Here is an 18785-nt window from a genome sequence, read left to right as displayed (position 1 = left end):
CCAACGTATGGTTTGAAAAATCACCCTCTTTCGTTTATAATTAAGAATGATTTTATGAAAGGGAGTGAAAATACATGAAATTCTATTCTTATGACTATGTCCTCAGCCAAATCGGTCAGCAAAATGGCATCATGATTGCTTTAGGGATTGTCCTATTAGCTGTGACAGGATTTTTAGCTTTCAAGGCTTACCATGATAAAAAGGGGACCAAATTTCGTGAGTTGGTCATGATTTCAGCTTTGACCTTATTAGCTCTCCTTTTGGTCAGCATCACAACTTATCAAAATAATCAAGTTTCTAATAATAAATTTCAAGCTTCACTTCATTTCATCGAGCTTGTTTCCAAAGAATTGGGAGTAGACAAGTCAGAGGTTTATGTCAATACTTCTGCAGATACGGATGGCGCACTTATCAAGGTCGGAGATCGCTATTACCGTGCCTTGAACGGAAGTGAGCCAGACAAGTACCTGCTAGAGAAAGTGGAATTGTATAAAACGGATGCAATTGAACTGGTGGAGGTGAACAAATGACACTCAATTATATCGAAATTTTAATTAAACTAGCCTTGGGTCTCTTTTCTCTGGTTTTCGTAATTAATGTGACCGGAAAGGGTAACCTAGCGCCTAACTCAGCAATAGATCAAATTCAGAACTATGTACTCGGGGGGATCATCGGTGGGGTGATTTACAATAGCGCTATCAGTATCCTTCAGTATGCAGTTATCCTGATTATGTGGACCATTCTGGTCTTGACTCTCAAATGGCTGAACAATAATGTTCACTTTGTGAAACGTTTGATTGATGGGAAGCCAACCCTGCTCATCAAAAATGGGAAGATTGATCCAGAAGCCTGCCGTTCGGTTGGTTTATCAGCAGCGGACGTAGCTCTTAAGCTACGTAGTCAGGGAATTTTCCAAATGAAACAGGTCAAACGCGCTATGCAGGAGCAGAACGGTCAACTTATCGTAGTCCAAATGGGAGATGAGAATCCCAAGTATCCTGTTGTCACAGACGGTGTGATCCAAGTCGAAATTTTGGAGACCATTGGTCGGAGCGAAGAATGGCTACTTGATAACCTCAGCAAACAAGGGTATGACAATGTTGCCAATATCTTTATCGCTGAGTATGACAAGGGTGCCGTCACAGTCGTAACTTATGAATAAGAAAAACCTGGGGTCTTGTACTCTTCAAAAATCAAATTCAAACTGCGTCAACGTCGCCTTGCCGTATGTAGGTTACTGACTTCGTCAGTTCTATCTACAACCTCAAAGCAGTGCTTTGAGCAGCCTGCGGCTAGTTTCCTAGTTTGCTCTTTGATTTTCATTGAGTCTTGGCCTCAGGTTTCCATTTGCAATCAGAAAGGGATTTTATGTCCATTATTCAAAAACTCTGGTGGTTTTTCAAGTTAGAAAAGCGCCGTTATCTAGTCGGGATTGTGGCCTTAGTCTTGGTTTCCGTTCTCAATCTAATTCCCCCCATGGTCATGGGACGGGTGATTGATGCCATCACATCGGAGCAATTAACCCAGCAGGACCTCCTTCTTGACCTATTTTACTTGCTTCTTGCGGCTTTTGGGATGTACTATCTGCGCTATGTTTGGCGTATGTATATTCTTGGGACTTCCTACCGTCTGGGACAGATTATGCGCTCTCGCTTATTTGAGCATTTCACAAAAATGTCTCCAGCCTTTTATCAGACCTATCGGACGGGGGACCTGATGGCGCATGCCACCAACGATATCAATGCCTTGACTCGTCTCGCAGGTGGTGGAGTCATGTCTGCGGTGGATGCCTCTATCACAGCTTTGGTGACTTTGCTGACCATGCTCTTTAGCATTTCATGGCAAATGACCTTGGTTGCCATTCTACCCTTGCCTTTTATGGCTTATGCGACCAGTCGTCTAGGGAGAAAGACTCATAAGGCTTTCGGAGAATCTCAAGCTGCCTTTTCCGAACTCAATAACAAGGTGCAGGAGTCTGTATCAGGTATCAAAGTGACCAAGTCTTTCGGTTATCAGACGGATGAGCTGGAGTCTTTTCAGGAAGTAAATGAATTGACCTTCCAAAAGAACCTGCAAACCATGAAATACGATAGCTTGTTTGACCCCATGGTTCTCTTGTTTGTTGGTTCATCCTATGTTTTAACTCTTTTGCTCGGTTCTTTGATGGTTCAGGAGGGGCAGATTACGGTTGGAAATCTGGTTACCTTTATCAGCTACTTGGATATGCTGGTTTGGCCTCTTATGGCCATTGGCTTCCTCTTTAATATCACTCAGCGAGGCAAGGTTTCTTTCCAGCGGATTGAGGAACTTTTGTCTCAGGAATCACCTGTAAAAGACCCTGAGTTTCCTCTGGACAGTATCGAAAATGGACGTTTGAAGTACGCCATTGACAGCTTTGCCTTTGAAAATGAGGAGACACTGACGGATATTCACTTTAGTTTAGAAAAAGGACAAACCCTAGGCTTGGTCGGTCAGACAGGCTCTGGAAAAACATCCTTGATTAAGCTCCTCTTGCGTGAATACGATGTGGATAAGGGAGCTATTTACCTAAACGGTCATGATATTCGGGACTATCGTCTGACAGACCTTCGTGGTCTCATGGGCTATGTTCCTCAGGACCAGTTTCTCTTTGCGACCTCTATCTTAGACAATATCCGCTTCGGCAATCCGAACTTGCCCCTTTCAGCAGTCGAGGAAGCGACCAAGCTAGCACAAGTTTACCAAGATATTGTAGACATGCCTCAGGGATTTGATACGCTGATAGGTGAAAAAGGAGTCAGTCTCTCAGGTGGTCAAAAGCAACGTCTGGCAATGAGTCGGGCTATGATTTTAGACCCTGATATTTTGATTTTAGATGATTCCTTGTCCGCCGTGGATGCCAAGACGGAGTATGCAATCATCGACAATCTCAAGGAGACGCGGAAGGATAAGACAACCATTATCACAGCCCATCGCCTCAGTGCAGTTGTACATGCAGATCTGATTTTGGTTCTGCAAAATGGCCAAATCATAGAACGCGGTACACACGAAGACCTGCTAGCTTTAGATGGCTGGTATGCCCAAACCTATCAGTCTCAGCAGTTGGAAATGAAAGGAGAAGAAGATGCAGAATAAGAAAGAACAATGGGCTGTATTGAAGCGCTTGATGTCCTATCTCAAGACCTATGGCCTCCTGACCTTTTTGGCACTCAGTTTTCTCCTCGTGACTACAGTCATTAAAAGTGTCATTCCCCTTGTGGCTTCCCACTTTATCGACCAGTACCTCAGCAACCTAAACCATCTTGCTATTACAGTTTTATTAGCCTACTATGGTCTTTATCTCCTACAAACTCTAGTTCAGTATGTCGGCAATCTTCTCTTTGCGCGGGTGTCCTACAGTATTGTCAGAGATATTCGTCGCGATGCCTTTGCCAATATGGAGAAACTGGGCATGTCTTATTTTGACAAGACGCCAGCAGGTTCCATCGTTTCTCGTTTGACAAATGATACCGAGACCATCAGTGATATGTTTTCGGGGATTTTATCCAGCTTTATTTCAGCAGTCTTCATCTTTCTGACAACCCTGTATACCATGTTGGTGCTGGATTTTCGTTTGACAGCTTTAGTCTTGCTCTTTCTTCCCTTGATTTTCCTTTTGGTCAATCTCTACCGGAAAAAATCAGTGAAAATCATCGAGAAAACCAGAAGTCTCTTGTCAGATATCAATAGTAAGCTGGCAGAGAATATCGAGGGGATCAGGATTATCCAGGCCTTTAATCAAGAGAAGCGCCTGCAGGCAGAATTTGATGAAATCAACCAAGAACACTTGGTCTATGCCAACCGATCTGTAGCCTTGGATGCCCTCTTTTTGAGACCTGCTATGAGTTTGCTGAAACTCCTAGGCTACGCTGTTTTGATGGCTTACTTTGGTTACCGTGGTCTTTCAATCGGGATAACAGCCGGAACCATGTATGCCTTTATCCAGTACATCAACCGTCTTTTTGATCCCCTGATTGAGGTGACGCAAAACTTTTCAACCCTTCAAACTTCCATGGTGTCTGCAGGTCGTGTCTTTGCCTTGATTGATGAAATGACCTATGAGCCTCTTCAAGAAGATGAGCAAGCAAAAGTCCAAGAAGGCAATATCCGTTTTGAACATGTGTGTTTCTCATATGATGGCAAACATCCGATTCTGGATGATATTTCCTTTTCAGTTAACAAGGGCGAAACCATTGCCTTTGTAGGTCATACAGGTTCGGGGAAATCTTCCATTATCAATGTCCTCATGCGCTTTTATGAATTTCAGTCAGGCCACGTTCTCTTGGATGGTGTGGATATTAGAGACTACAGTCAGGAAGAGCTGAGAAAAAATATCGGTTTAGTCTTACAAGATCCCTTCCTCTATCACGGGACTATCAAGTCCAATATCGCCATGTACCAAGACATTAGTGATGAAGAGGTCCAGGCTGCGGCTGCCTTTGTGGATGCAGATTCCTTTATTCAGGACCTTCCGCAGGGTTATGATGCCCCCGTTTCCGAGCGTGGTTCGAGCTTTTCTACTGGCCAGCGCCAGCTTCTTGCCTTTGCTAGAACAGTCGCCAGTCAGCCTAAAATCCTGATTTTGGATGAAGCGACAGCCAATATTGACTCTGAAACAGAAAGTTTGGTTCAAGATTCCCTAGCTAAGATGAGACAGGGACGGACAACCATTGCCATTGCTCATCGCCTTTCGACCATCCAGGACGCCAACTGTATTTATGTCTTGGATAAGGGGCGCATCATAGAGAGTGGAACCCATGAGGAACTCTTGGCCTTGGGAGGAACCTATCACAAAATGTATAGCTTGCAGGCAGGGGCCATGTCCTAATACTCTTTGAAAATCTCTTCAAACCATGTCAGCTTTATCTGCAACCTCAAAGCTGTACTTTGATTTTCATTGAGCACCAGAAGGAAATTCTTCAAATCACAGATTTCTTGCACCGCCTTTTCCATTTTGTGGTATAATGAAAAATGTTGACAAATAGTATAATAAAAACAAAGGAGAAACAGCATGCTGAAATGGGAAGACTTGCCCGTGGAAATGCAATCAAGCGAGGTTGAGTCTTATTACCAGCTTGTCTCTAAAAGGAAGGGTTCGCTGATTTTCAAGCGTTGCCTAGACTGGGTTCTGGCTCTGTTTTTGCTAGTTTTGACTTCTCCCACCTTTCTTATCTTGAGCATTTGGATCAAGTTGGATAGCAAGGGACCTGTCATTTACAAGCAAGAGCGCGTGACCCAGTACAACCGTCCGTTCAAGATTTGGAAGTTCCGTACTATGGTAACGGATGCGGATAAAAAAGGAAGCCTGGTGACTTCTGCTAACGACAGCCGCATTACCAAGGTTGGAAATTTCATCCGCCGTGTGCGCTTGGACGAACTACCTCAGCTGGTCAATGTCCTTAAAGGCGAGATGTCCTTTGTAGGGACCCGTCCTGAAGTGCCACGTTACACCGAGCAGTATAGTCCTGAAATGATGGCGACCTTGCTCTTGCCAGCAGGAATCACCTCTCCAGCCAGCATCAACTACAAGGATGAGGACACGATCATCAGTCAGATGACAGAGGAAGGTCTGTCGGTTGACCAGGCCTATGTAGAGCATGTTCTTCCTGAAAAGATGCGCTATAATCTCGCCTATCTCCGAGAATTTAGTTTCCTTGGAGACATCAAAATCATGTTTCAAACCGTGTTTGAAGTGCTAAAATAAAGTAGTCATAAGAAAATGAGTACAGATAAAAGGAGCAAATCAATGCCAAATTACAATATTCCATTTTCACCACCCGATATTACAGAAGCAGAAATTGCTGAAGTAGCGGATACCCTGCGCTCTGGTTGGATCACAACAGGTCCTAAGACAAAAGAACTGGAGCGTCGCTTGTCTCAATACACACAGACACCTAAGACTGTCTGCCTCAACTCTGCGACAGCCGCTCTTGAGTTGATTTTACGTGTTTTGGAAGTGGGATCAGGTGATGAAGTCATCGTTCCAGCTATGACTTATACAGCTTCATGCAGTGTCATCACACACGTAGGAGCGACACCTGTCATGGTGGATATCCAAGCAGATACGTTTGAAATGGACTATGACTTGCTAGAGCAAGCCATTACTGAAAAGACTAAGGTGATTATTCCGGTTGAGCTTGCAGGGATTGTGTGCGACTATGACCGTTTGTTCCAAGTTGTGGAGAAAAAACGTGATCTCTTTACAGCTGCTAGCAAGTGGCAAAAGGCCTTTAACCGTATCGTGATTGTCTCTGATAGTGCTCATGCTTTGGGATCTACTTACAAAGGACAACCAGCTGGATCTATCGCTGACTTTACTTCCTTCTCATTCCATGCCGTTAAGAACTTTACAACTGCTGAGGGAGGAAGTGCGACTTGGAAAGCCAATCCAGCGATTGACGACGAAGAGATGTACAAGGAGTTCCAAATCCTTTCCCTTCACGGTCAAACAAAGGATGCTCTTGCCAAGATGCAATTGGGTTCATGGGAATACGATATCGTCACACCAGCCTACAAGTGCAATATGACCGATATCATGGCTTCGATTGGTTTGGTACAATTGGATCGTTACCCAGCTTTGCTAGAACGTCGTAAGGACATCGTGGACCGCTATGATCGTGGTTTTGCAGGTACTCGTATTCACCCACTGGTACACAAGACTGATACTGTCGAATCTTCACGCCACCTCTACATCACCCATGTAGAAGGAGCAAGTTTAGAAGAACGCAACCTTATCATCCAAGAATTGGCCAAAGCAGGAATTGCAAGTAATGTACACTATAAACCGCTTCCTCTCTTGACAGCCTATAAGAATCTTGGTTTTGATATGGCAGATTATCCAAGGGCCTATGCCTTCTTTGAAAATGAAATTACCCTCCCTCTTCACACTAAATTAAGCGATGAAGAAGTTGATTACATCGTTCAGACTTTGGTGAGAATTTCTGAAGAAATCCTCGGTTCTGGAAAAAAATAATAAAAAATCTTGACAAAAAGCGGACAATAGCATATAATATTCTCAACAAATCAGAAAAGTAACTATTTTTGATCTTCAGGGAGCCTGTGGTGATTGTGAACAGGTGGTTGGAAGTAGTGAAAGTGGGCTGATTTTAAAAATGAATTTGAAACAATGAAAATTCGGTGCGCACACCTTACAGTGCAACTTGTTGTTAGACAAGGCAGAGATGTAAAGGGGAATAGTCCCTTTATAATTGAGGTGGCACCGCGTTACCAACGCCCTCACACAGAATCCAATCTGTGTGTGGGCTTTTTTCATATCTTTAAATTAATACTGAAAGAGGAAAAATTTATGACAACTAAAGGTTATTTTGGACAATTTGGTGGTAGTTTTGTACCGGAGCCGATTCAGGCTTTGTTGGATGAGTTGGAAGTGACATTTGATAAATACAAGGATGATTCAGAATTTTTGGCAGAATTTCGCCATTACTTGAAGGATTATTCTGGTCGCGAAACACCGCTTTATTTTGCGGAAAGTTTGACAGACCACCTAGGTGGGGCTAAGATTTATCTTAAACGTGAAGACCTGAACCACCTTGGTTCTCACAAACTCAACAACGTTTTAGGACAAATCCTTCTTGCCAAACGTATGGGCAAAAAACGAGTGATTGCAGAAACAGGAGCTGGTCAGCATGGTGTTGCGACAGCAGCTGCTGCAGCCAAGTTTGGTATGGCTTGTGATGTCTACATGGGGGCAGAAGATGTGGAGCGTCAACGTCTCAATGTTTTCCGTATGGAGATGATGGGAGCAACTGTCCATGCAGTTGAAACAGGCACTCGTACCCTCAAGGATGCGGTCGATGCAGCTTTTGGAGCATGGATGAATGACCTTGAAGCCTTCTACGTTTTGGGATCTGCTGTAGGACCTCATCCTTATCCTACAATTGTTCATGAATTCCAAAAGGTCATCAGTGAAGAATCTCGTCGTCAAATCTTAGAAAAAGAAGGTCGTTTACCAGACTACGTCATTGCCTGTGTAGGTGGTGGTTCCAATGCCATCGGTGCTTTTTCGCAGTATGTGGCTGATGAAGAAGTCAAATTGGTTGGGGTCGAAGCTGCTGGTCATGGGCTTGACACAGACAAGCATGCAGCCACTATGACAAAGGGTAGTGTCGGAATTGTCGATGGTATGAAGACCTATGCAGTCTTTAAGGAAGACGGAGAGCTGGCGCCAGTTTACTCTATCTCAGCTGGTTTGGACTATCCAGGGGTTGGCCCAGAACACGCCTACTTCAAAGATTCTGGCCGCGTGGAATACGTAGCAGCGACAGATGAAGAAGCTGTTCAAGCCTTGCTCCTTCTAAGCAAGACTGAAGGGATTATCCCAGCGATCGAAAGTTCGCACGCTATCGCAGAGGCGGTTAAACGTGCACCGAAACTAAGTAAAGATGAGATTATCATCATCAATGTCTCTGGTCGTGGAGACAAGGACGTAGCTGCCATTGCAGACTACCTAGAAGCTAAAAAATAATAGATGGAAAAATTACAGTCTTTTCTCTCACAGAGAGCTTGTGGTTGCTGGAAACAAGCAGAGAATGCTGTAAGGTTGGGTCCATCTGAAACAAGAGAAGAAAACATAATTCTCAAGGGAGTGCCCTTTATCGCACAGCCTGTTACAGGAGGTATCTGAGACAGGGATGAGAGATAGGAGAAATCCTATAATTGAGGTGGCACCGCGAATTTCGTCCTCACGCAAGTTATTTTGCGTGGGGATTTTTATATATTTATCGTAGATATGGCTATCAGTTTTAAATTATGCTTTATCACTAAATAAATTTCTATAAAATATTTGCGAACGAAGTGAGCATTAAACCGCTATTTCCCGCCATAGTGGTATTCTAGAGAAGCATCTTTGCTTCTCTAGAACGGAATTTTTGAGAGTAAAATAGTTCGGGGAACTATTTTAGCCTGAGCCTAGAAATGAATGAGCGAGGAGCTCGAAAATTAGGTCTTTCATTTCATGGATTTCTAAAATCATCCACTGGATAATTTTACCTCCCGTCCGCACTATTTAAGGGAAATAGAAAAAAGACAAAAAATTAAAAATAAGAAACTGAAAGGGAAATTACAATGGAACGAATCATTCATGGAGATGTCTTATCACCAATCTTGGCTTATATGCGCCTAAAGGGGCAACACAAGGTTATCTTAGAGAGTATTCCGAGAGACAAGGAAACCGCTCGTTTTTCTATCCTAGCCTATAATCCAGTTTTTGAGATTCAGTTTGAAAATGGAGTCCTTTATCAAAATGGTCAAGTGATTGATCGGGATCCCTTGGATTTCCTTTATGAAGTGACTCATAAGAGCCAGCACCATTCAGACCTACCTTTTGGTGGGGGAGCTATTGGCTTTGTTGGTTACGATATGATTTCTCTTTATGAAGAAATTGGTCAAATCCCTCAAGATACCATTGGGACGCCAGACATGCATTTCTTTGTCTATGAGAGTTACATGGTCTTTGACCACAAGAAGGAAAAAATCCATGTCATTGAGGATGCTCTTTACAGCGAGCGTGTTCAAGAAGACTTGGAAAAAGCTTTGAACCAAGTACTTGAGGAATTACGCATTCCTGCTCCAAATGAATTTGAAGACTTGGATCTATCTCCGCTGGACTTCAAACCGCATATCGCTCCTCAGAAGTTTGAGCAAATGGTCGAAACAGCTCGTGACTTGATTCGTAATGGTGATATGTTCCAATGCGTGCTCAGTCAGCGTTTCTCAGCAGAAGTTACTGGAAATCCATTTGACTTCTACAGAAATCTCCGCGTGACCAACCCATCTAATTACCTCTATTTCTATGATTTTGGTGATTATCAAATTATCGGTGCTAGTCCAGAAAGTTTGGTTTCTGTCAAAAATGGCATCGTGACAACCAATCCGATTGCCGGTACGCGACCAAGAGGGGCTACGGATGAAGAGGACAAGGCTTTGGCGACAGACCTGCTTTCTGATGAGAAGGAAACAGCAGAACATCGGATGTTGGTAGACTTGGGGCGTAATGATATTGGCCGCATCTCTGAAACGGCCAGTGTCCAAGTCACCAAGTATATGGAAGTGGAGCTCTTCCGCTATGTTATGCATTTGACCAGCGTGGTGAAAGGGCGTTTGCTTCCAGAACTCACTGCTATGGATGCCTTGAAATCAACACTTCCAGCTGGAACAGTTTCAGGAGCACCAAAGATTCGGGCCATGAGACGCATCTATGAACTGGAAACGGAAAAACGTGGCGTATACGCAGGAGCAATCGGCTACTTGTCTGCAACGGGCGATATGGATTTCGCTATTGCCATCCGAACCATGATTCTCAAAAACCAAACAGCCTATGTGCAGGCTGGGGCAGGGATTGTCTATGACTCTATTGCCCAAAATGAATACCAAGAAACCATTAACAAGGCAAAATCTATGACTAGAATTGGAGAACTAAGACCATGATTTTATTGATTGACAACTATGATTCTTTTACCTATAACTTGGCTCAATACATTGGGAATTTCGCAGAAGTGCAGGTCTTGAGAAATGATGATTCCAAGCTGTATGAAGAAGCTGAAAAAGCAGATGGTCTGGTCTTTTCTCCCGGTCCTGGTTGGCCAGTGGATGCCGGAAAGATGGAAGACATGATTCGTGACTTTGCAGGCAAGAAGCCAATTCTAGGGATTTGTTTGGGGCACCAAGCCATCGCAGAAGTCTTTGGTGGGAAGCTAGGTTTGGCTCCAAAAGTCATGCATGGAAAACAAAGCAATATCAGCTTTGAAGCGCCATCTGTTCTCTATCAAGGCATTGAGGATGGTCGTCCAGTCATGCGTTATCACAGTATTTTGATTGAAGAAATGCCAGAAGAGTTTGAAGTGACAGCTCGTTCGACTGATGACCAAGCTATTATGGGAATTCAACACAAAAGCCTGCCGATTTATGGCTTCCAGTACCATCCAGAAAGTATCGGAACGCCAGATGGCTTGTCTTCTATTCGGAATTTTATCGAGAAGGTTGTAAAGTGAGGAAACTAGGATGAAAGAGATTATTGAAAAATTAGCAAAATTTGAAAATTTATCAGGTGTGGAAATGACGGATGTCATTGAGCGTATCGTAACTGGGCGCGTAACAGAAGCTCAGATTGCTTCTCTTCTCTTGGCCCTTAAGATGAAGGGGGAAACACCGGAGGAACGCACAGCCATTGCACAAGTCATGAGAGGCCATGCCCAACACATTCCAACTGAAATCCATGATGCTATGGATAACTGCGGTACAGGTGGAGACAAGTCTTTCAGCTTTAACATTTCCACAACTGCAGCCTTTGTCTTGGCTGGTGGCGGCATTCATATGGCCAAGCACGGTAACCGTTCGATTTCTTCTAAATCGGGTTCGGCAGATGTCCTTCAAGCATTGGGCATCAATCTTGACCTCAAACCAGCTGAACTAGGTAAGGTTTTCGATAAAACTGGAATCGTTTTTCTCTTTGCTAAAAACATGCACCCAGCTATGAAATACATCATGCCCGCTCGTTTGGAGTTGGGAATTCCAACGATTATGAACTTGACTGGTCCACTGATTCATCCAATGGCCTTGGAAACACAGTTGCTTGGCATTAGTCGTCCAGAACTGCTAGAAAGTACAGCTCAGGTTTTGAAAAATATGGGTCGCAAACGTGCCATCGTGGTTGCTGGACCAGAAGGGTTGGATGAAGCTGGCTTGAACGGGACAACTAAGATTGCTCTTCTTGAAAATGGCGAAATCACCTTGTCAAGCTTCACTCCAGAGGATTTGGGGATGGAACGCTACGCTATCGAAGATATCCGTGGTGGCAATGCTCAGGAAAATGCAGAAATTTTGCTCAGCGTTCTTCAAAACGAACCAAGTCCATTCTTGGAAACGACAGTTTTAAATGCTGGTCTTGGTTTCTATGCCAATGGTAAGGTAGCTAGTATCAAGGAGGGAGTTGCCTTGGCCCGTCAAGTGATTACCAGTGGCAAGGCCCTTGAAAAACTCAGACTGTTACAGGAGTACCAAAAATGAGTCAGGAATTTTTAGCACGAATTTTAGAGCAGAAGGCGCGTGAGGTCGAGCAAATGGAGCTGGAGGAAATCCAGCCCTTGCGCCAGACTTATCGCTTGGCAGAATTTTTGAAGAATCACCAGGACCGTTTGCAGGTAATCACTGAGGTCAAGAAGGCTAGCCCTAGTCTGGGAGATATCAATCTCAATGTGGATATTGTGCAACAGGCCCAGACTTATGAAGCGAACGGCGCAGTGATGATTTCGGTTTTGACAGATGAAGTTTTCTTTAAAGGGCATTTGGATTATCTGCGGGAGATTTCCAGTCAGGTGCAGATTCCGACGCTCAACAAGGACTTTATCATCGATGAAAAGCAAATCATCCGTGCTCGCAATGCCGGTGCGACAGTCATCTTGCTCATTGTGGCAGCCTTGTCAGAAGAACGCCTCAAAGAACTATACGACTATGCGACAGAGCTTGGTCTGGAAGTCTTGGTGGAGACTCACAATCTAGCTGAACTAGAGGTGGCCCACAGACTGGGTGCTGAGATTATTGGGGTTAACAACCGCAACTTGACCACCTTTGAAGTCGATTTGCAGACCAGTGTAGACTTGGCCCAGCACTTTGAGGAAGATCGCTATTACATTTCTGAATCTGCTATTTTCACAGGGCAGGATGCGGAACGAGTAGCACCATACTTTAACGGAATTTTGGTAGGAACAGCTCTCATGCAGGCAGAAGATGTAGCCCAGAGAATCAAGGAGTTGCAGATTGACAAAGGTTAAGATTTGTGGATTGTCGACCAAAGAAGCGGTGGAGATAGCCGTATCAGCAGGGGCAGACTACATCGGTTTTGTCTTTGCACCTAGTAAAAGGCAGGTGACCTTGGATCAGGCTGCTGAGCTGGCAAAGCTCATTCCTGCAGATGTAAAAAAGGTTGGTGTATTTGTTTCACCAAGTCGGGCAGAACTGCTAGAAGCGATTGACAAAGTTTGCTTGGACTTGGTTCAAGTTCATGGTCAGGTAGCGGATGACTTGTTTGAGGATTTGCCTTGTGCCAGCATTCAGGCCGTGCAGGTGGATGGAAATGGTCATGTCCCCAATTCTCGGGCAGACTATCTACTCTTTGATGCGCCTGTGGCAGGGAGTGGTCAGACCTTTGACTGGGGCCAACTGGATACAGCAGAACTTGCTCAGCCCTTCTTTATCGCAGGTGGGCTTAATGAAGACAACGTAGCAAAAGCGATTCAACACTTTACTCCCTATGCAGTCGATGTATCAAGCGGAGTGGAGACAGATGGACAAAAAGATCAGGAAAAGATTAGAAGATTTATAGAGAGGGTAAAGCATGGCATATCAAGAACCAAATAAAGATGGATTTTACGGAAAATTCGGCGGACGTTTCGTCCCAGAAACATTGATGACAGCAGTTTTGGAGTTGGAAAAAGCTTATCGTGAAAGTCAGGCAGACCCAAGTTTCCAAGAGGAATTAAACCAGCTCTTACGTCAGTACGTAGGACGTGAAACTCCCCTTTACTACGCAAAAAACTTGACCCAGCATATCGGCGGAGCCAAGATTTATCTCAAACGGGAAGACCTTAACCATACAGGTGCTCACAAGATTAACAATGCCTTGGGACAAGTTCTTCTGGCTAAACGAATGGGCAAAAAGAAAATTATCGCTGAAACAGGTGCTGGTCAGCACGGTGTGGCAACTGCAACAGCTGCGGCCCTCTTTAACATGGAATGTACCATCTACATGGGTGAGGAAGATGTTAAACGCCAAGCCCTTAATGTGTTCCGTATGGAGCTTTTAGGAGCTAAGGTTGAGGCTGTGACAGATGGTTCGCGCGTGCTCAAGGATGCGGTTAATGCAGCCCTTCGTTCATGGGTGGCAAATATCGATGATAGCCACTATATCCTTGGTTCTGCCTTGGGACCTCATCCATTCCCAGAAATCGTTCGTGACTTCCAAAGTGTCATCGGTCGAGAGGCTAAACAACAGTACCGTGAATTGACAGGCCAAGACTTATCAGATGCCCTAGTAGCCTGTGTTGGTGGTGGTTCTAATGCGATTGGTCTCTTCCACCCATTTGTAGAAGATGAGTCTGTAGCTATGTATGGGGCTGAAGCAGCTGGACTTGGTGTGGACACGGAGCACCACGCAGCGACTTTGACCAAGGGTCGTCCAGGTGTTCTCCACGGTTCTCTTATGGATGTGCTCCAAGATGCTCATGGTCAAATTCTTGAAGCCTTCTCTATCTCAGCAGGTTTGGACTATCCTGGTATCGGTCCAGAACATTCTCACTACCACGATATTAAACGTGCCAGCTATGTTCCTGTGACAGACGAAGAAGCCTTGGAAGGATTCCAACTCTTGTCTCGTGTGGAAGGAATTATCCCAGCCTTGGAATCAAGCCACGCCATTGCCTTTGCAGTGAAATTGGCCAAAGAACTTGGACCAGACAAGTCGATGATTGTCTGCCTATCCGGTCGTGGGGACAAGGATGTAGTTCAAGTCAAAGACCGCTTGGAAGCAGATGCAGCAAAGAAGGGAGAAGCCCATGCCTAAGACTTTAACAGAAAAATTGAACGCTATCAAAGCAACCGGAAAAGGAATTTTCGTTCCCTATATCATGGCTGGGGACCATGAGAAAGGTTTGGATGGTCTCGGTGAAACAATCCACTTTTTAGAAGATTTGGGTGTTTCAGCTATTGAAGTGGGCATTCCCTTTTCAGACCCTGTTGCAGATGGACCTGTGATCGAAGAAGCAGGTTTGCGCAGTCTAGCTCACGGGACTTCTACTCAGGCTTTGGTTGAAACCTTGAAAATCATTCAGACTGAGGTGCCACTGGTCATCATGACCTACTTCAACCCCCTTTTTCAGTACGGTGTGGACAAATTTGTCAAAGATCTGGCAGATACTGCAGTTAAGGGCTTGATTATCCCAGACCTGCCTCATGAGCATGCCAACTTTGTAGAGCCATTTTTGGTAGACACAGATATCGCCTTGATTCCCCTAGTAAGTTTGACAACAGGGATTGAGCGTCAGAAAGAGTTGATCAAGGGAGTAGAAGGCTTCGTCTATGCCGTTGCCATCAATGGGGTGACAGGGAAAACAGGCAATTACCGTGCAGATTTGGACAAGCACTTGGCTCAATTACATCAAGTAGCCGATATCCCAGTATTGACAGGTTTTGGTGTGTCTAGTCAGGCTGATGTGGAACGTTTCAATGCGGTGTCAGATGGTGTTATCGTCGGTTCGAAGATTGTAAAAGCTCTCCACCAAGGAGAGCCGATTGAGGACTTTATCAAACAAGCAGTAGTTTACCAAAAATAATCAAACAAACAGCAAGTAAGAGGAAAGGCACAAAAGGAAGTCTTTCCTTTTTCTTTTGCAGGAGAAAGGCTAGGATTCCCGTCGCAGAAGCAAACTGGATCAAGAAGAGTAATTCTGTCACGCTAAAGACGAGAGCGCAAGAAGCAAGAAAGAGAAAATCCCCTGCACCCATGCGGATATCTATGAAATGAGCCATGATTCCAAGGATAATGAAGAAGACCATGACTAGATTCCAACCACAGAAAGCCATGAGGATTAGGTGGAAAGTCAACCAGGCCAGTAGGGGATACTCCTGATGGCGAAAGTCATAGATACCCAAGGTCAAACCAGCAGTGATGAGGATGACTTGTCCTATGGAAATCCAGCCCCAAGACCAAGCCAGAAAGACAAGCCCTAAGCCGAGTTCAAAGAGGGCATACCAGAATGGATAACGAATCTTGCAGTAGCGACAGCGAAAGCGATTAAAGACCTGCGAGAGGATAGGAAACAAATCCAACGGTCGCAAGCGAGTCTGACAGGAATCGCAGTGACTAGCTGGTCGGATAATGGATTGCTCAGGGAAACGGTCAATGACCAAACCCAAGAAAGAAGCGAGAATGCTCCCGACAAGAAAAAAATAAAGATCAATCATACTTATCTATTCGTAAAAAATAGAAGAAGTAGTATAATAAAGAAACATTGATAAGATGGTGAGGAAATAGATGACAATTCGTTTTGAAGAAAATATGAGCAAAGAAAATGCTCAGCACGTATGCCAATGGTCCAACTCCCTTGGCAAGTCCTTTCAAGAACAATGGATGGGGACAATGATTCCTTTTCCCTTGACCATTCCAGTCTTGCAAGATTTGGAAGGAATCTTTTCAATCTTTGATGGACAAGAGTTTGTGGGGCTTATCCAGAAAATCAGGCTAGAAGACAGGAATCTTCATATCGGGAGATTTTTTATCAACCCCCAGAAACAGGGGCAGGGCTTAGGTAGCCAGGCTTTAAGGAAATTTGTTAGTTTGACCTTTAAAAATGAAGACATAGATACTATTTCTCTAAATGTCTACGAGGCAAATCAAACAGCTTACAATCTTTACCAAAAAGAAGGATTTGAAATCGTTCAAATGGTTGAAACACCTATACGAAAATACATCATGAAAAAGGGTAGATAGGAGTCACGTAGGACTAGATTCCCTAGGATTTCTCAAGATAAGGAAGTTATCTTTCAAAGTTAGAAACAAGGCTTCTATGATTTTTTAGATAGAGGAGATAAACATGTCGAGATGTAGAAAAATACGAATCTTGCTCGCTTCAGTAATTGCCTTAGTTGTTGGTATCAATCTTTATTTTCAGTATCAAAACCACCAAGAACATATGCAATTAAAAACCTCCTTTGAAGAAAAGGACAATATAACTGTTTTACAACATTTAATGGATTCAGGAAAATATGCGTCTGACATGCGAAAAGCAGGCTATATTGTTCCTCCCGACGGTGCTATCCGCTTGGATGGAGGAATTGACTCCATAGGGATAAAAGGAGACATCGATTTGAAAATGTTGAATCCTAGTAGGGATGAAGTCTCGGTTTTATTTGAAACAAGGGTAAATGAGGAACAAATAAATGCCTACTATATTTTAGATAATCATTTAACCCTAAAACGTAGTTACTATTCTCATATTAGGAATCAGAAAAAAGAAAGTGTGACCATCTCTCAAGCCGAAGAAGAACGCCTGTTAAAGATTGTTCGAAAAGAGTTGAAAGCTTTTCTAGATAAGATGTATCAGACTTTGTATGGTTGATGTTACTAGTGAGAAATGGATGCGAGACTCTGTGCAGAATGTCAACGATGATGAGAAAGGGGGGGATAAAATGTTTACAGAATTGCTTTTTATTGTCTCTTTAGTGTTACTTTTACGTTTGTTTAAGAGTAGACGCTCACGAATGATTATAGGAGTCTTGTATAGTTTGCTGCTAGTCTGGTTTGTCTTTTCCGTTTTGAACTATGGCAAATACACTCTTCAACCAGGTCAATCTGTCAACTTAAGAGTAAATCCCAGAACACAAGATTTGGAATACTATTCAATCTTCATCTTGAAGAAAAACGATTCAAGTAAAATTAAATTAACTGGCTCTAGTGTTTGGAGTGAGAGTAATGGTGATGTTTACTATGAAGTAGAGGGACAAAAAATTACAAAAAGCCATGGTTTCGATGAGGAGGATGAAGAACTTCCAAACAATCAATCAGATATTTATTTAGAAAAAGATGGAGTTGTTGTGAGTTACCAAGGTGAAAAAGTGTTTGATGCCACCAATAACAAGCCCTACACGATAACCATTACCAATGTAGACAACCAGCCAGCCCAATTTGAGGCTCAGGTGGTGGATAAGTAAGTCTAGTAGCGTATAAACGTTTCAATTCAATAAAAAACATATTATTTTAAGTAAGCAAAAAAACCTTAGTTACCAAGGCTTTTTCCTGTTGACAATACCTTTTAACGAAAAATGGGAGCGTGTTTAGAATTCGATCTACAAAAAAAGAGGACATTTACGGTCCTCTTTTTGACTACTATAGATAAAAAGGTCAATTAAGGTTTAGCCTTATTTTTCGTCTTTGTGAAGCATGTTTTTAACACCTTCAATAGCGCCTTCGACAGCGTCTTTTGCATCTTCAGCAACTTCTTTTACTTTAGAAACAACTTTTTCAGCAGCGCCTTCTTTTTCCATTTTTTCATCGCCAATCATTTTGCCGACACCTTCTTTAATGGAACCTTTTGCTTGGTTTAATTTTTCTTCTGTTGACATGATTCTGCCTCCTTTAAATTGATTGATTTTGACAAGATTAATTAGTGTACGCGAGCATTTTCCTTTGTTTCGCCTTTAACGGCTTCAACACCTTCGCCTACTTTTTCTTGAACAGCAGCTACACCTGAACCGATACCAGATTTCACTTTTTCAAATTGTTCTGAAGCAAATTCTCCTGTTGAAGAAGCCACGTCAGTTACTCGGTCTTGGAGGCTAACTGAATCTGCTTCATGCTGTTCCTTCGTTTTGATATCAACAACATTCACATTGACTTCAACTACTTCTAAATCAGTCATTTTTGTAACTTGTGATACGACAACATCTTTGATTTCTTTGTACAAAGCAGGGACATTCTTTTGGTATTCAACAACAATGTTCAAGTCAACTGCAACTTGTTCTTTCCCAACTTCAACATTGACACCATGAGTGACATTGTCTGTATTGATAATTTTTTCTGTTAGATTAGAGAAAAATCCTCCATCAACATCCAAAAGTCCAGGTACTTTTTCAAGTGAAAGACCAATGATTTTTTGGATTACTTTGTCTTCATAAGTGAGTTCCCCTTTAACATCTTGAGAAACAACAGCAACATCTTTTTTTTCTACATTTTTATCTACGTTTGACATACGAGACTC

At 43.3% G+C, this 18785-nt stretch carries 20 protein-coding genes and 1 other annotated feature; of the genes, 17 read left to right on the top strand and 3 right to left on the bottom strand.

Features of this window, described 5'->3' with window-relative positions; genetic code table 11:
* The first annotated feature begins 74 nt into the window (after window positions 1–74).
* The 14 genes from ACIY19_RS03340 (at window position 75) to trpA (ending at window position 15362) form a co-directional block, all read left to right on the top strand.
* Window positions 75–530, top strand: coding sequence for a DUF3290 family protein (locus tag ACIY19_RS03340; protein ID WP_000675318.1), 456 nt, complete (start codon window positions 75–77; stop codon window positions 528–530).
* The gene (locus ACIY19_RS03335; protein WP_000174433.1) at window positions 527–1162 is read left to right on the top strand and encodes a DUF421 domain-containing protein; all 636 of its coding nucleotides are present in this window, start codon (window positions 527–529) and stop codon (window positions 1160–1162) included. Before ACIY19_RS03340 ends, ACIY19_RS03335 begins: the two co-directional genes overlap by 4 nt.
* 206 nt (window positions 1163–1368) lie before the next feature.
* Window positions 1369–3114: an ABC transporter ATP-binding protein gene (locus tag ACIY19_RS03330; protein ID WP_409002689.1), complete on the top strand. Its 1746-nt coding sequence runs from the start codon at window positions 1369–1371 to the stop codon at window positions 3112–3114.
* Window positions 3104–4846 carry an ABC transporter ATP-binding protein gene (locus ACIY19_RS03325; RefSeq protein ID WP_001180033.1) on the top strand — a complete coding sequence of 581 codons (1743 nt, stop codon included), beginning with the start codon at window positions 3104–3106 and terminating at the stop codon, window positions 4844–4846. The genes ACIY19_RS03330 and ACIY19_RS03325 overlap by 11 nt, the downstream gene beginning before the upstream one ends.
* 183 nt (window positions 4847–5029) lie before the next feature.
* A complete protein-coding gene (locus ACIY19_RS03320) occupies window positions 5030–5722 on the top strand; it encodes a sugar transferase (RefSeq protein ID WP_409002688.1) in 693 nt (230 codons plus the stop codon).
* A gap of 42 nt (window positions 5723–5764) precedes the next feature.
* Entirely contained in the window at window positions 5765–6991 is a 1227-nt protein-coding gene (locus ACIY19_RS03315; protein WP_001134534.1) for a DegT/DnrJ/EryC1/StrS aminotransferase family protein, read from the top strand.
* Between the two features lie 333 nt (window positions 6992–7324).
* Window positions 7325–8503, top strand: a complete 1179-nt coding sequence (gene trpB / locus ACIY19_RS03310; protein ID WP_000208452.1) for a tryptophan synthase subunit beta — start codon at window positions 7325–7327, stop codon at window positions 8501–8503.
* Window positions 8494–8725: a binding site (T-box leader), on the top strand. It overlaps the preceding gene by 10 nt.
* A gap of 377 nt (window positions 8726–9102) precedes the next feature.
* Complete coding sequence (gene trpE / locus ACIY19_RS03305; RefSeq protein ID WP_409002687.1) at window positions 9103–10464, top strand: anthranilate synthase component I; 1362 nt, start codon at window positions 9103–9105, stop codon at window positions 10462–10464.
* Complete coding sequence (locus ACIY19_RS03300; protein ID WP_000601931.1) at window positions 10461–11027, top strand: aminodeoxychorismate/anthranilate synthase component II; 567 nt, start codon at window positions 10461–10463, stop codon at window positions 11025–11027. The genes trpE and ACIY19_RS03300 overlap by 4 nt, the downstream gene beginning before the upstream one ends.
* A gap of 10 nt (window positions 11028–11037) precedes the next feature.
* On the top strand, window positions 11038–12042 hold the full coding sequence (gene trpD, locus ACIY19_RS03295; protein ID WP_000658691.1) for an anthranilate phosphoribosyltransferase: 1005 nt from the start codon (window positions 11038–11040) through the stop codon (window positions 12040–12042).
* Entirely contained in the window at window positions 12039–12806 is a 768-nt protein-coding gene (trpC, locus tag ACIY19_RS03290) for an indole-3-glycerol phosphate synthase TrpC (RefSeq protein ID WP_000076524.1), read from the top strand. The genes trpD and trpC overlap by 4 nt, the downstream gene beginning before the upstream one ends.
* Window positions 12793–13392: a phosphoribosylanthranilate isomerase gene (locus tag ACIY19_RS03285; protein ID WP_409002686.1), complete on the top strand. Its 600-nt coding sequence runs from the start codon at window positions 12793–12795 to the stop codon at window positions 13390–13392. Before trpC ends, ACIY19_RS03285 begins: the two co-directional genes overlap by 14 nt.
* On the top strand, window positions 13370–14593 hold the full coding sequence (trpB, locus tag ACIY19_RS03280; RefSeq protein WP_409002685.1) for a tryptophan synthase subunit beta: 1224 nt from the start codon (window positions 13370–13372) through the stop codon (window positions 14591–14593). Before ACIY19_RS03285 ends, trpB (ACIY19_RS03280) begins: the two co-directional genes overlap by 23 nt.
* Window positions 14586–15362, top strand: a complete 777-nt coding sequence (trpA, locus tag ACIY19_RS03275) for a tryptophan synthase subunit alpha (RefSeq protein WP_409002684.1) — start codon at window positions 14586–14588, stop codon at window positions 15360–15362. Before trpB (ACIY19_RS03280) ends, trpA begins: the two co-directional genes overlap by 8 nt.
* Here trpA and ACIY19_RS03270 read toward each other — a convergent pair.
* Window positions 15334–15993, bottom strand: a complete 660-nt coding sequence (locus ACIY19_RS03270; protein ID WP_409002683.1) for a prepilin peptidase — start codon at window positions 15991–15993, stop codon at window positions 15334–15336. The genes trpA and ACIY19_RS03270 overlap by 29 nt on opposite strands.
* Window positions 15994–16063: 70 nt before the next feature.
* Here ACIY19_RS03270 and ACIY19_RS03265 point away from each other — a divergent pair, with 70 nt between their 5' ends.
* The 3 genes from ACIY19_RS03265 (at window position 16064) to ACIY19_RS03255 (ending at window position 17739) form a co-directional block, all read left to right on the top strand.
* The gene (locus ACIY19_RS03265; RefSeq protein WP_247930875.1) at window positions 16064–16519 is read left to right on the top strand and encodes an N-acetyltransferase; all 456 of its coding nucleotides are present in this window, start codon (window positions 16064–16066) and stop codon (window positions 16517–16519) included.
* A 103-nt stretch (window positions 16520–16622) separates the two neighbouring features.
* A complete protein-coding gene (locus ACIY19_RS03260) occupies window positions 16623–17147 on the top strand; it encodes a thiol-disulfide isomerase (protein WP_409002682.1) in 525 nt (174 codons plus the stop codon).
* A 70-nt stretch (window positions 17148–17217) separates the two neighbouring features.
* On the top strand, window positions 17218–17739 hold the full coding sequence (locus ACIY19_RS03255; protein ID WP_409002697.1) for a hypothetical protein: 522 nt from the start codon (window positions 17218–17220) through the stop codon (window positions 17737–17739).
* A 207-nt stretch (window positions 17740–17946) separates the two neighbouring features.
* Here the strand turns inward: ACIY19_RS03255 and ACIY19_RS03250 are convergent, their stop codons facing one another.
* Complete coding sequence (locus tag ACIY19_RS03250) at window positions 17947–18150, bottom strand: CsbD family protein (protein WP_000102420.1); 204 nt, start codon at window positions 18148–18150, stop codon at window positions 17947–17949.
* A gap of 41 nt (window positions 18151–18191) precedes the next feature.
* On the bottom strand, window positions 18192–18776 hold the full coding sequence (locus tag ACIY19_RS03245) for an Asp23/Gls24 family envelope stress response protein (protein WP_000072932.1): 585 nt from the start codon (window positions 18774–18776) through the stop codon (window positions 18192–18194).
* Window positions 18777–18785 lie beyond the last annotated feature (9 nt).

The sequence above is a fragment of the Streptococcus sp. ST14 genome, from assembly GCF_046098195.1.
In the GTDB taxonomy this organism is placed as follows: domain Bacteria; phylum Bacillota; class Bacilli; order Lactobacillales; family Streptococcaceae; genus Streptococcus.
Note: the sequence above shows the minus strand (reverse complement) of the source record. Positions and strands in the feature narration are given on the sequence as shown.